The organism is Beijerinckia mobilis (assembly GCF_000745425.1).
Taxonomy (GTDB): Bacteria; Pseudomonadota; Alphaproteobacteria; order Rhizobiales; family Beijerinckiaceae; genus Beijerinckia; species Beijerinckia mobilis.
Window position 1 is genome coordinate 58,955 of sequence record NZ_JQJH01000013.1, and the last position, 13,335, is coordinate 72,289.

9 protein-coding genes are annotated in these 13,335 nt (G+C 57.2%); 7 read left to right on the forward strand and 2 right to left on the reverse strand.

The features are described 5' to 3' along the window. Positions 1–28: 28 nt before the first annotated feature. On the reverse strand, positions 29–6,496 hold the full coding sequence (locus tag DL88_RS11550) for an apolipoprotein A-IV repeat region-like domain-containing protein (RefSeq protein WP_169741567.1): 6,468 nt from the start codon (positions 6,494–6,496) through the stop codon (positions 29–31). Positions 6,497–7,918: 1,422 nt separating this feature from the next. Between DL88_RS11550 and DL88_RS20340 the strand changes: the two genes are divergently transcribed. After that, entirely contained in the window at positions 7,919–8,395 is a 477-nt protein-coding gene (locus tag DL88_RS20340) for a hypothetical protein (protein ID WP_156971064.1), read from the forward strand. Positions 8,396–8,802: 407 nt separating this feature from the next. On the opposite strand, the gene DL88_RS20555 is transcribed toward DL88_RS20340, so the two are convergent. Next, positions 8,803–9,210, reverse strand: a complete 408-nt coding sequence (locus DL88_RS20555; RefSeq protein ID WP_034996183.1) for a hypothetical protein — start codon at positions 9,208–9,210, stop codon at positions 8,803–8,805. On the opposite strand from DL88_RS20555, the gene DL88_RS11565 reads away from it, so the two are divergent. The 6 genes from DL88_RS11565 (at position 9,181) to DL88_RS11590 (ending at position 13,195) form a co-directional block, all read left to right on the forward strand. Further along, the gene (locus DL88_RS11565) at positions 9,181–9,501 is read left to right on the forward strand and encodes a 2Fe-2S iron-sulfur cluster-binding protein (RefSeq protein WP_034996185.1); all 321 of its coding nucleotides are present in this window, start codon (positions 9,181–9,183) and stop codon (positions 9,499–9,501) included. The two genes, DL88_RS20555 and DL88_RS11565, sit on opposite strands and share 30 nt — an antisense overlap. Before the next feature lie 331 nt (positions 9,502–9,832). Beyond that, positions 9,833–10,867, forward strand: a complete 1,035-nt coding sequence (locus DL88_RS11570; RefSeq protein ID WP_034996187.1) for an NAD(P)/FAD-dependent oxidoreductase — start codon at positions 9,833–9,835, stop codon at positions 10,865–10,867. A 59-nt stretch (positions 10,868–10,926) separates the two neighbouring features. Then, the gene (gene coaD, locus DL88_RS11575; RefSeq protein WP_034996189.1) at positions 10,927–11,430 is read left to right on the forward strand and encodes a pantetheine-phosphate adenylyltransferase; all 504 of its coding nucleotides are present in this window, start codon (positions 10,927–10,929) and stop codon (positions 11,428–11,430) included. Between the two features lie 101 nt (positions 11,431–11,531). After that, positions 11,532–12,065, forward strand: a complete 534-nt coding sequence (locus DL88_RS11580) for a peptidylprolyl isomerase (RefSeq protein ID WP_034996302.1) — start codon at positions 11,532–11,534, stop codon at positions 12,063–12,065. A gap of 64 nt (positions 12,066–12,129) precedes the next feature. Then, on the forward strand, positions 12,130–12,615 hold the full coding sequence (locus tag DL88_RS11585; RefSeq protein WP_034996303.1) for a heme-degrading domain-containing protein: 486 nt from the start codon (positions 12,130–12,132) through the stop codon (positions 12,613–12,615). A 124-nt stretch (positions 12,616–12,739) separates the two neighbouring features. Further along, positions 12,740–13,195 (forward strand): peptidylprolyl isomerase, encoded by a 456-nt coding sequence (locus DL88_RS11590; protein ID WP_034996190.1) that lies wholly within the window; start codon positions 12,740–12,742, stop codon positions 13,193–13,195. The last annotated feature ends 140 nt before the right edge of the window (positions 13,196–13,335 follow it).

A 13,335-nucleotide genomic window follows, 5' to 3' on the forward strand; every position in this document is an offset into this window, starting at 1 on the left:
CTTTCGATTTCAAGCAATTGGGATCGGCTTATTTCAGCCGTCCCGCCGCATGGGCCAGCATCGTATAGACCTTACCCGCGTCCGAGAGCAGATAATGGATCTGCTGCTTTTCATCCTGTCCACCGCGGCCGAGCTGCACGAGATGTTTCTCGAATTCCTGGATCGACCGGTCGATCGTCGCCTGGAAGGTGGGGTCGAGCCGGTACTTGCGGCGGATTGCTTCGAAGGTCTGTTGTCCCGTTCCTTTGTAGATGGAATGCGAGAAGGCTTTGGCATCCCCCTGGCGATAACGCTCCCAGGCATCGACGAGAGCCCGTTGATCGATCATGCCGGCAATATCGGCAAAAAGTGAATCGAGAGGCTTGTTCGATGTCGGTGTAACTTCGCGTTCGGGCACTTCCTGATGCGCGGGCTCTTCGTTCGACGCCCGGGCGAGGAGATCGGAGAGCCAGCCGGCGCTCGCCGGGTTCTGGGGAGATGCCAGGCGTCCGAACGTATTCTTTGCCGCGGAGCGGAGGGAACTGCCGAGATCCGACGCCGGTTGCTTTTCGGCCGGAGGCTCCAGTGCGTTGAGCGCATTGGAAATCCCGCTGACAGCGGCACGGGCGGCGGCGGGTTCGGCAATATCGAGGGCTCGGCTGGAGCGGGACACGATATTGGTCAAGGTTTCGAGCGCCTTGACTTCCTCGCCGACGATCTTGCGCAGGGCGGCGGCCTGCTCGGCTGTTTCGCGCGGCAGTTCGATGGCGCTGCGGCGCATATCCTCGCGCGTCGCCTCGAGATCCTGACGAATCTCGCTGGAGACCGAATGCAATTCCTTGGTCGCTTCCTGGAACTGCTGTTTGGTCCGGTTGAAGATGCGCTCGAGCTCCGATTCCGCTTCCTCGAAAGCGCCGCGCAGAGCCGCGGCCATGCGTGCGCGCTCGCCATTCATCAGATCACGCAATTCGCCATAGCGCGTGGAAATCGTTTCGACATTGAGCTGAGTGGCTTCGTTCAGTGAACTCGTCAGCGTCTGACCGTGTGTTTCCACCTGGGAGAAAGCGGTCTCCATGGTGCTCGCAAAGGTCTCCATCGTGTCGACGAAAGCGCTGCGCTTCGCATCGAGGCTTTCGATCAGCTTTTCGAGGGCCACCTTTCGGCCGGCAATCATTTCTTCCAGCGTTTCCTGGGACTGCACGAAGGCGGTCGCGGTCGCGGCCAGTGCATTATGCTGTTCTGCGAGTTTCGATGTCAGTGCATCGGCTTCCCCGAGCGTCGCGCTCGTGGAGGTCTTCAATGCGGAGACTTCGCGGGTGACGCTCGTCAGCAGGGTGCCGAATTCCTGCAGACGTTCGCCGAGCGAGCGTTCCACCGCACCGAAATTGCCATGCGCCGTTGCGCTGATCTCGCGCAGAACGCGGCTGCTTTCCGTCAATCTCTCGAGAAGATTGGTCATGTCGCCGCGCATCTGCCGATCCGTCTCGGTGAGGAGAGTGACCGATGTATTCATTCCCTCCGCCATATCATCGCGGAGTTTCGTTGCATAATCATCGATCGTCACACGCAATTGCGTGGAGGCATCTTCCAGAGTTTTGGCGAATTCGGCCTGTTTACCGGCAAAATAGTCGCCCAGCACGGATTCCTGTCCGGCAAGCACTGCATTGAGACGGTCGCCGAAGCCGGTCAAATCCCGGGTGATTGATTCTCCGCGCGTCGTCATCAAGCCAACGAGGTCGCCTGACTTCTTGTCGAAGACCTCGGCAAGGTCGTTTGTGCAGAGTTTGACGACTTCCCGCAGATCCTGGCTGCGGGCCTTGAAGATCGACTCGAACTCGCCGAGGCGGCTGGCGAGCGTCATGCCGATTTCATTGACGCGTCCGGCAAGGACCTGGCCGATCTCCCCGGTGCGGCCGGCGAGCGTCGTATCGAGATCCTCAATGGCCTGCGACACGGTCTCCTTGATTTCGAGTGCCCGTCCTTCGAGAATTTTATCAAGCTGCCCATTTTCTCCATTGAGCAGCGCATTGAACGCCTCGACATGAGCATTGATAGCGTGCTCGAGTGTCGTGGTCTGTGTCTTCAATGTTTCGGAGACCGCCTCGCCGCTGCGGCCAAGGGTCGTGCCCGCTTCGGTGACGGCATTGTGGACGGTTTGCGCATGGCCTTCGAGCACCTGCCGGAGCGTGTTCGTTTCCCCCTCGAGCACGTGGCTGAGTGCTTCGACCTGGGACCCGATCGCTTGTTCGACCGTGGCCGCATGGCTTCTGATCGTTTCCGTGATCGACTGGCCATTGACGTCGAAAGTGGTACCAGCTTCGGCAACAGCGGAGCGGACGGCTTGCGCATGGTCCTCGAGGAGGTGCCGTAGCGCGTTCGTCTCTCCCCCGAGTACCTGGTTGAGCGCTTCGACCTGGGTGCCGATCGCCTGTTCGACGGTGGCCGTATGCGCCTTGATCGTATCTGTGATCGACTGGCCATTGGCGTCGAAAGTGGTACCAGCTTCGGCAACGGTGGCGCGGACAGTTTGCGCGTGGCCCTCGAGGAGGTGCCTGAGCGTGTTCGTTTCTCCCCCGAGTACCTGGTTGAGTGCCTCAACCTGGGTGCCGATCGCCTGTTCGACGGTGGCCGTATGCGCCTTGATCGTATCTGTGATCGACTGGCCATTGGCGTCGAGCGCGGTACCTGCCTCGGCAACGGCTGTGCGGACAGCTTGCGCGTGGCCTTCGAGCAGATGTCTGAGTTGACCGGTCTCTCCGTCCAGAGCTGCGTTGAAGGCGGCGACATGCTCGCCGATAGCCTGTTGAAGAGCCTCCGTCTGGGCCTTCACCGTATCCGCCAGGCTATGTCCGCTTGCGTCGAGTGCCGTATTTGCATCGGTGACGACGTTACGGATCGTGTCTGCGTGATCCTCGAAAATCTGCCGCAAATGACCGGTTTCCCCATCGAGGGTCGCGTTGAGCGTGCCGACATGGGTGCTGATGACTTCCTCGAAGGAGGCGGCATGTGTGCTGAGCGTTTCCGCCACGTCGCGTCCGCTGATATTGATCCGTTCCGAGAGAGTACCGAGCCGGTTCAGGATATCGTCTTCGAAATGATGGACATGAGTGTCCAGCCGCGCGGCAATTTCCTCGGCGCGGTGCCCGAAGGTTGCGTCGATCGCAGCGGTCTTCGTTTCCAGCAAATCCGTTAGAGCCGCCGTCTGCGAGGTGAGGCTCGTATTCACCGCTTGGGCCTTCGTGTCAAGCGCTTGCAGGGCGCCATGACCGCCTTCCTGCAAAATCCTGGCAATGTCGCCGGCCTGGCTCGATAGCGCTTCGGTGAGGGTTTGCGCTCGTTCTTCGAGCATTTGCCCGATGTCGGCAATCACACTCCCCAGCGCTTGCTTGATCTCCTTAGTCTTTGTGCCGGATTGGGTTTCGAAAAGCTGCAACTGGGTCGCCATCGTTTCCGCAGCATCTTTCGTATGCGAGGCGAGCCTGTCGTTCAGGCCGCCACCTTGAACGGTGAGCGTCGTCTCGATGGCATTGAGGCGGTCGGCTAATGTTGCGGTAAAGCGTTCGGCCTGTTCGCTGACCCTGGCGGCAACCGAGCCGCCATGATCGACGACGCTGGTTTCGAAGGCGGCAAGCCGCTCCGAAAGCGTTTCGTTGATCCTGCCGCCATGCATTGCGATCGCATTGACGGTTTCGGTCGCGGTTTCCGTGAATTCGTCCCGCAGCAGGCCCGCGTGATGAGAGAAGGCCGCAATCGTATCCTGAGCCGCCGTCTCGAAATAGGTCTGTAGGGCTTGTGTCTGGTCTGCGAGGACGGTGGCTGCGTCCTGTGCCGTGGCCAAAAGGTGATTGCTCATGCTGTCTGAATGCGTCTGAAGCGCGCTGAACGTATCGCTCAACATGGCGGTCAGATGATCATGTAGCGCCTGAGTCTGCTGTTCGAAATTGCCGAGGCTCTGCTGCGTATTTGTGTCGAAATGGTCGGTGAGCTGACGTGTATGCTGTTCCATCCCAGCGAAAGTTTCCGCGAGCGAAGCGGCAAGACGCGCCTGCAGCGTGTCGCTGTAGCTCTGCAGCGTGGCGAGGGTCTCGCGGCTGCCACCTTGCAGCTTCTCGTTCAGCTGGTTCGTATGCTCGGCGAGAGCGCTCACCGTCTCGTCCAATGACGTGGACAATGTCCCATGCAATGCAGCCGCGTGAACCTCGAGCCCTTCGAGCGCTTTCGTCATATGCTCCGAGCTTACGGTCAGACGTTCGTTGATCTGATCGGATTGCTGCGTCAGCGCCGTGAGCGCCGTTCCCAGGCGTTCATTCAGAGTTTCCGTCTGGCTGGAAAAGGCGGAGACAGCCGTCTGCGCGGCCGTCTCAAGATGTTCGCCCATGAGCGTTGAATGCTCATTGATAGCGGAGACAGTCGACTCGAGCGTCGTGGCCAGTTGCTGCCGTTGGGTTTCACCCTGCTCGGTGAGGAGATGGACTGTTTCCTGCGCCGTGGTGAGCAGACGTTCGTGGAGACCTTCCGTCTGGCTGGTGAGTGTGCTCAGCGTTTCATCCAGCGTCGAAGCCATTTTGGAACGCAAAGCTTCCGTCTGATCCGAAAGCGCGTTCAAGGTTTCTTCCGCAGTGGTTTCGATGCGATGAGCCAGATGGGCGCCATGGTTCTCGACGGCACTGAAAGTCGTGCCGAACATCGATGACAGATGATCGTTCAATGTTGCCGCATGCAGGCCGATCGATTGGAGCATCTCATGGGCGGATACATTCATATGCTCACGCAATTGCTCAGAATGACCCATCAAGGCATCGAGATTTTCGCTGATCGTCGTGGAAATATGTTGCTGCAGCGCGTCGGTGTGGCTTGAAAGCGCCGTGGCGGTTTCCTGCGTCGTCGTCGCAAAGCGCAGGTGCAATTCATTGCCATCCTGCTCGAATTGCTCATGCAGCCGGGTGTAGTTTTCGTCGAAGAGAGTCACCAGCCGTTGCGTCGCGACCTCGAAAGAATCGTGGGCGGTTGTGGTCCGCTCGGTGATGACATCGGCGATGCGATTGCTGATCTCGTTGAGATTGGCGTGCAGGGTTTCGCCCTGGACGCTGACGACTTCATTCAAGCGGTCGCCGGTCTCCGCGAGCCGAGCCGACAAGGTGTTGCCGCGTTCGGCGATATTTTCGGTGATCTGCGTCGCTGTTGCGTCGAGCCGCGTCGCGAGCTCGGTTCCGCGCATACCGAGATCTTGGGCGAAGGTTTCGCCGATCGCCTTGAAGCGTGTGTCAAGGTCCGCAAGTTGCACGGCGATATTCTGGGAAACGGCGTCACTCGAAGTCGCAATCTGCTGGGTGGCTTCCCGGCCGGCTTGAGCCAACCGTTCGAGAAGTTCGCCGCCGCGTTCCGATAATTGCGTGACGAGTGTTTCTCCAGCCCCACCAAGCGCCGATTTAATTTCCTCACCCTTGCCGCTGAGGGCCACAGTGACGCGATTGGCGGCTTCCGCTGCGCTTTCGGCAAACCGGGCCGAAGCGCTTTCGATATCCTGCGCGAGGGTCTCCTGGGCGCTGGCGAGACTTTTGTGAACGCGATCGGCATTGGTCATGACCGCTTCGCGCTCATGCGCCAGTTCATCGATGAGGGCGCGAATGCGGCGTTCGTTATCGGAATAGGAGCGTTCGAGATTGGAAACTTCGGACCGCACGAGGGTTTCGAGCTCGCCGGCGCGCGCAAGGGCCCGTTCGATCCCATCTCCCATGGAGGCGATCTCGCGGCGGATTGTTTGCGACAATGTCACCATCTGTTCGGTGGCGACGATCTCCGGCTCCGCGAGGCGCAGCGCCACATCCGTCATCGAGCGCGTCGTCAGGCGCATTTCCTGACTGCGGCGGGTCATTGTCGCGGCGACGAAGAAGAATACGACAGGCGCCACCGCGGCGAGAAGAAACAAGGCTGCCTGTGGCAGAAGATTCGCCGAAGGGATTTCCAGAAGGGCTTCACGATTGAGGAGAATATAGGCTGCGACCAAGCCGATCCAGATCAGGGAAGCGAGCGTCGCCAGAATCGTCGGTAACCGGCTGGACTGCACGTGGAGCGCGCGCAAAACTTCTCCCGCGCCATGGCGGTCGTCATTGGCGGGCAGACTGGCCGGAGTGATTTTCGTCGGGCGTTCGGCGGCGGGAGCCGCGGGTCTTGGCGTCGGTGCCTTCAAGTCAAAGCCTTTTTCTGATGCCTTGTCTGTGCCCCTGTCCGTCGGCCTCGATTCGGCCGATCGGCTCGATGCGTTCTTGCCGCCTGGGGCATGGGCTGAAAGCGGGGCTTCCGGGGCAAGGCGAGACGAGGATTCGAGGTCGGAGGACCAATCGACCTTACGTGTTTTCTTCGTACCGGAATTTTCGGCGCTTTTCGTTTCCGCCCTGGTGAGCTCCGAGCGGAAATCCTTGTCGGCGTTGAGATCCCCATGGGCGAGATTCAACGCTTCTTCGATCGCCAGCAGGGCTGCCGCCGCCGGATCTTGAGCCTTGTTGGAACTGGCCATGGATTTGCCTCTTCGATCAAAATGCGCCGGTTCTGCCGACGAAATCTTAAGCTTATTCAAGATCGGCATCCCCTCGCTAGGACGGATGTCGATGCATTCGCGAAACAGGAGCATTCAAGCTCAGGTGTTTTGCATCACCCTTGAAAGCCTTCGAAATCCAGCTCCACTCCCCGGACCGTTCGACTGTCTGCGAACGTCTCCCGTCGAGAAATGAAGTATTTTCAACGACTTTCAACGATGGTGCAAGCAATCTACCGGGACCAGGCTCTGTCGATTGTTTCTCGAAACATAAGATCATGCCCTTCACGATGGACAAGAGAGCGCGACTTTCCGGCAGGATTGCCTTTGGCCTTTGACCCTATCATGCAATGAGATTTCGGCGTTTTCACGCTGGATGTCTCGGTTGCTTGACGTCAGTCGCCGAACCTCGACCAGGCCAGTATGCACTGTAAGCTTGCCTCAACCTTGCAATGATCCCGAGCAATATTAACTGAAACCGTTTCGACGGGACGTTTCGGTCACGTTTCGTTTTGCCTCTCCCTCGGCAAGGGATCCAAAAGCTTGAGTGCCTTCCAGTGTCATCCTAGTCTTGCATGGGTTTCACGCAATGACGTCGGAGCGACGTTTTTGGGAACCGGAATTCGTCACCTCAAGCATTTCGCATTGCCCACGTGCAATACCGTTAATGATTTCCTACTTTACAATCACTCGGGCGTGAATAAAACCGCAGCCCGTTCGTTTATGGAAACGTCGTTAACAGACCTGTAACCTTAATAGAATCAAATAGAATTAAGTTTAAAGCAATTTTGGAAGGCGTTGGATTGGTGCCGCCTTTTTTACCGGAATTGCTCAGTTCGATCCATGTGGTCGATTCCGGCTTGGGCTGGACAGTAGTTTAATCATAGCACACCGGCCAGTGATTGCGGAATCTCGCCGCCGCCTCGCTTAAATTCAGCAAATATTTAGGGCCGTTCGGCGACGATGGCTTCATCGACCCCGTGATTCTGCATGATGATCATTGCAGATGATGCGATGCTGCGCCGGTCGGTCCGGTATTCTTGTGTCTTAAGGTACAGATAAATAAAGAGATTATTCTTGCAGCAGGTGGTAGCGGCGGAACTGACGACCCATATGTTCCAATGAATGGAGCAGGAATGATCAGGCGTTCTGCCGTATCCAGGAGCGCCGACCGGCCCTGTTCGGCTTGCTGAGAAAAGCTAAAGTTTTTTCAAGGCTGTAACGAAATGTGTTCCGATGATTATCGGGCCCGCCTCGATAATATGAGACAATGGTTTCGCCGATGAAAGGATGCCGGCGGCGGCGAGGGCCGGAAGGACGGTCTCGAAAGGGCGGCCCATAGCAATTGGGCCAGGTCATAGCGCCGGATGGTTAGAGCAAGTCATTGGACGCCGCTGATGAGCGATGGACGGGTCGCATCCAGAGGGTGGAACGGCGGTGCGTAAGATGGGAGTTTTAACGATGGTTTTAAGTGCCAGAGCTTTATCGTTTTCCGAACCGGCCGTTCAGGCCGATCAGCGGCAGCCGCTTCTCGATCTTGCCCATCTTGCTCGTCAGACGATGGGTAATGAAACCCGCGATCGGGAAATGCTGCTGTTGTTTCGCCGTCAGGCCCGACAGATCCTGCGTCAGATGGATGCTCATAAGGAGCAAACCGATCTTTCCTTGAAGTCTATGATGTCTGCCTTGAAAGGGGCCGCCAATGTTATCGGTGCACGGGCGCTGGCTTCGCGTATCGGGCATTTCGAGCAAGCAAGCGAACGAAATGGCCATAATGATCTGAACGATCAGCCAGATGCTGCAGCAGAGCTCAAAGAAACCTTGCACGCGACAATTGAGGCGATCGATCAAATTTTTGATGAATCGTCAGTCCGTTCCTAAAATTTGATGGGAGGGAGACGACGGTAAAAATAGCAAGGCCAGCGGTGCTTCGCGTGGGACTATGCTTTTCCCTCATCCGTATTGACGCGTAGCTTTCCTGTAATGCCATATTGCCTTTTCGCCGCGCGAGGCTGGGTGGCAAATATCGGCCGCCCAAATTTGAACAGGTGACCTTTCAGCCGCATCCGCGCCCAATCGCCTCGAAAAACAATATTTTCTTTGTTCTTGAGCATTGTCAGGGCATGCGCCTCGAATTGGTGAGGCGCGACCGCATCTTAGCCACCATAGCTGGCTATTGGACCTCTTTGATCTCCTCCTGCCGATGAGACGCGAAGGGCCAGGGATGAAGCGGGGAACCCTCCTGTTCAGAGAACCAAAAATTCCCTATCCTTCCCCAGACGAATTCATTAAATCCTCATCGATGGAATGGTAAAGCTCGGGGGCATTTTCCCTGCTGATCCGAACGCCCGGAGATTTGGCTGCCGATCTTTGTCCTCACTCTGGCGCTTCTCATCGAGATCGCTCTTTGGTTCGAGGTGAATCGGCGGTTCGTTCGCATTTTCGGTTTTTCGAGGTGGAAGATGCCAGAATGTCGGTATCTGGGTGGAGGCTGGTCTCAGCGGGTGCACTCCCGGCCCGTAAACTGAAACGCTGCGCGGGGCAAAACCGGTGGCAAAGGCATGCTGATTGAAGCGACCCTCTATCGTCGTTGAAATTTCGAAAAGACACCAAACGACAAGCCAAGGTTTGATGTCTTCTCTGGTCAGAGAAAGCGCATTTCCTAAATGGTCAAGATCACCTTTATTGATTCCCATGGCGAGCATCGGACGGTTGAGGCCGAAGAGGGGACAACCGTCATGGAAAACGCCATTCGTAACGGCATTCCGGAGATTGTCGCGGAATGCGGCGGCGGATGCGCCTGCGCGACCTGCCATGTCTATGTCGATGAGGCTTTTCTCGAAAAAACCGGCAAGCCTTCCGAGAAGGAAGAAGACATGCTGGATTTCGCCTATAAAGTGCAGCCCAATTCCCGTCTCTCCTGCCAGATCAAGGTTCGGCCAGAACTTGACGGCCTGATCGTGACGACACCTGAAAGGCAAGGCTAGAGCGTTTCTGATATATCCGAAACGCTCCGCTCAAAAAACTAGAGTATTCTCAAAGCTATGGAATCGCGAGGCGATTCAAGATCGTTTGAGAATGCTCTAGAAAAGCAACGGCCGTGTCCCGCGATTTTCACTTTACCGGGCGTTTATAAAACGAAATTGCTCGGTCGGTTGCTGATGGCGCGGTACAGGAAGCTGCCATCGTTGCACAACGTTTCTTTCATGGCGTGCTGTCCTTGACGCGATAAGGTCTTGCTGTGCCGCCGCGGGATCCGGCTGTCTGATCGAAAGCGGGTTTGGCTCAACGTCAAGCCATCGGTGAGGGAGGAAAGGCATGGGTGAAGCCATTGTGACCGATGTCGCCATTATCGGCGCCGGACCAGCGGGGCTGTTCGCTGTTTTCGAGCTTGGGCTTCTCGACATCAAATGCCATCTCATCGATGTCTTGGCAAAACCCGGTGGTCAATGCGCCGAGCTTTATCCCGAAAAGCCGATCTATGACATACCGGCACATCCAAAGATCAGCGGTCAGGAACTTGTCGATCACCTTCTGGCGCAAATCGAGCCCTTTCACCCGACCTTTCATTTCGGGGAGATGGTGGAGACGCTCGAGGTGCTTGGCACGCCGGAAGCGCCCGCTTTTCGCCTGGGCACCAGCGGCGGTGAGATCGTCGAGGCCAAGGTCGTGATCGTAGCGGCGGGTGGTGGGTCGTTTCAGCCGAAGAAGCCGCCGATAGCGGGCATCGAGGCCTTTGAGCAGAAGTCGGTCTTCTATGCCGTGCGCAAGATGGATGCTTTTCGCGACAAGAATATCGTGATTGTTGGGGGGGGTGATTCCGCCCTGGACTGGACGCTGAACCTGCAGCCGATCGCGCGCCGGCTGACACTGGTGCATCGCCGTGATGATTTTCGGGCGGCGCCGCATTCGGTCAACGCCATGCGGGATCTGGTCGCAGCGGGCAAGATGGATCTCCGGCTCGGCCAGATCACTGGTTTGAACGGGGAGGCGGGTGAATTGTCTTCCATCGTGCTGAATGACGGGGAGGGAGCGATGGAAATTGCCTGCGAAAGGCTGATCCCTTTCTTCGGCCTCACGATGAAACTGGGACCCATCGCCGATTGGGGACTCAACCTGCATGAGAATCTGATCCCGGTGGATACGGAGAAATTCGAAACCAGCATTCCCGGCATCTTCGCCATCGGCGATATCAATACCTATCCCGGTAAAGTGAAGCTCATTCTTTCCGGTTTTCACGAAGGCGCGCTTGCTGCCCAAAAAGCGCATCGTTATGTCTATCCTGACAAGCGGTTGGTCTTTCAATACACGACATCGTCTTCGAATCTGCAAAAGAAGCTGGGTGTCAACTGACACAATCGATCCTGCACTCCGCCTTCGTTTTCCCGTCTCGTCAGAAGTGAATGCGCAGCATGACACTTATCGCGCTCTATACAGGCTCGTTCGATCCTCTGACGCTTGGACATATGGATGTCATCGGCAATGCGGCTGTGCTGTGTGATGAGCTCGTTATCGCGCTTGGCGTCAATCCGGCAAAGACACCTTTCTTCACGGCGCAGGAACGGATCGCCTTGATCGAGGCTGCTTGCCGTCCTTTGCTTGCGGTACATTCCTGCCGATTATCCGTGCGGACTTTCTCCGGCCTTGCGATCCATGCGGCACATGAGGCGGGGGCGAAGCTTCTCGTGCGCGGTTTGCGTGACTCGACCGATCTCGATTATGAAATGCAGATGGCATCGATGAATCGTGTCATGGCGCCGGACATACAGACCGTGTTTTTTCCCGCTGCCCCAGCCGTGCGCCATATTACCGCGACGCTGGTGCGTCAGGTTGCGACCATGGGCGGCGATGCCTCGCCCTTCGTGCCGCCGGAAGTCGCGGCGGCGCTTGTCCAGAAAACCAAATTATCTTCCTGAGCCTTGCATTAATGAGGATGCTCGAAATTATGTCTACATCCAGACTGTTTTCCCGGCGGATGCTTTGCACTCTCCTTGCGGGCTTCCTGCCATTCGCCGGTATGGCGATCGCCAATATGACGATTGAAGCCGCTCCGGTCCAGGCTGCTCCCGCTAATGATCCCCATCACACGGTCTATCTCGACACCAAGGATGGCCGCGTCACCATTCAGCTTCGCCCTGATCTCGCACCGAAAACTGTCGCGCAGATCGAGACGCTGACGCGGCGTGGTTTCTATGACGGTATCGTCTTTCATCGCGTGATCGATGGATTCATGGCGCAGACCGGGGACCCCACCGGCACCGGCATGGGGAAATCGGATCTGCCGAATGTTCCCGCCGAATTCACCTCGACGCCGTTCCAGCGCGGGACGGTCGGGATGGCGCGGTCGCAGGATCCCAATTCGGGCAATTCGCAATTCTTCATTATGTTCAAGGACGGTGATTTCCTGAACAATCAATATACGGTTGTCGGCCAGGTCGTGTCGGGCATGGATGTCGTCGACAAGATCAAGAAGGGATCTTCCGCCAATAATGGCACGGTCAGCAATCCCGATAAGATCATCCGGATGCGTATGGCCGATCAGGTGAAATGACGGACACAATCAGAAGGGGAGGGCGGGCAGTGCTGCCCTCCGCAGAAAGCAGGTGGACAAGGCAATGACCGAGCTTGTGCATGATCCGAATCTGGACGAGATTCGGCGGCAGGAACAGCGTTTGCGCTTTGTGCGTTTCGGTCCGGACGAAGCCTGGTCTCTCGGCACTCGGCTGCGTGGGATGGCGATGGAGGTGGCTGCCCCTGTCGTCATTGACGTGTTTTGCGCTGGACGGACACTCTTCCACAATGCGCTTGAAGGGTCCGTGCCCGACAATGCCGAATGGGTCCGCCGCAAACGCAATGTCGCTTTACGTTTCTGGAAAAGCTCTTATCAGATCCGCCTCGCCCTCGCGGAACTGGGTGTGGGTTTTACCGAACGCTATGGCCTGCCGGAAACGGATTACGCTCCCCATGGAGGCAGTGTTCCGATTATTCTGGCAGGAACCGGATGTATCGGTGCGGTGACGGTTTCCGGTCTGCCGCAAAAGGAAGACCATGCAATGGTCATAGCGGCTCTGGAGGCCGAGCTCGGCCTTGGTCCAATCTGACGCCGCCTTTGAAATCTGTCGGGCCATAAGCGATTGTCGGCAAAAACCTCTAGGGTTCAGGTTTACCTTCTTCCATGCATCGGCTATTGCAGGCGCGAGTTGATGCCAAACGCAGGAGTTCCCGATGGCGGAAGCCGGCAATACGCTGACCCTTGAAACCACCAAGGGACCCGTGGTGATCGAGATGCGTCCCGATCTCGCGCCCAACCATGTCGCGCATATCAAGAAGCTCGTGAACGAAAAGTTCTACGACGGGATCGTGTTCCACCGTGTCATTGACGGCTTCATGGCGCAGACCGGCTGTCCCCATGGCACCGGCACCGGCGGCTCCAAATATCCGAATTTGAAGCAGGAATTCAACGCCGAACCGCATGTGCGTGGCACCGTTTCCATGGCTCGCGCCGCCGACCCGGATTCCGCCAATTCGCAATTCTTCATCTGCTTTGCCGACGCGCGCTTCCTCGACAAGAACTATACTGTCTGGGGCAAGGTGGTCTCCGGCATGGAGAATGTCGACAAGATCAAGCGCGGCGAGCCTGTGCGTGATCCTGATAAAATCATTTCCGCCACGATCAGCTGAGAGTTCTGCCTGCGGTTCACCCAGAGTGTTTCGGATATATCCGAAACACTCCACGAGAAAATCAGAGCCTTTTCAAAACGATGGAATCGCGAAGCGATTCAATGGTATCGGAAAATGCTCTCATGGGTGAACCCTGCCTG

Coding starts and splice junctions, on each gene's coding strand:
- DL88_RS20340 (WP_156971064.1), top strand. CDS start 7,919: ATGGACGGGTCGCATCCAGAGGGTGGAACGGCGGTGCGTAAGATGGGA.
- DL88_RS11585 (WP_034996303.1), top strand. CDS start 12,130: ATGACCGAGCTTGTGCATGATCCGAATCTGGACGAGATTCGGCGGCAG.
- DL88_RS11565 (WP_034996185.1), top strand. CDS start 9,181: ATGGTCAAGATCACCTTTATTGATTCCCATGGCGAGCATCGGACGGTT.
- coaD (WP_034996189.1), top strand. CDS start 10,927: ATGACACTTATCGCGCTCTATACAGGCTCGTTCGATCCTCTGACGCTT.
- DL88_RS11590 (WP_034996190.1), top strand. CDS start 12,740: ATGGCGGAAGCCGGCAATACGCTGACCCTTGAAACCACCAAGGGACCC.
- DL88_RS11550 (WP_169741567.1), bottom strand. CDS start 6,496: ATGGCCAGTTCCAACAAGGCTCAAGATCCGGCGGCGGCAGCCCTGCTG.
- DL88_RS20555 (WP_034996183.1), bottom strand. CDS start 9,210: ATGGGAATCAATAAAGGTGATCTTGACCATTTAGGAAATGCGCTTTCT.
- DL88_RS11580 (WP_034996302.1), top strand. CDS start 11,532: ATGGCGATCGCCAATATGACGATTGAAGCCGCTCCGGTCCAGGCTGCT.
- DL88_RS11570 (WP_034996187.1), top strand. CDS start 9,833: ATGGGTGAAGCCATTGTGACCGATGTCGCCATTATCGGCGCCGGACCA.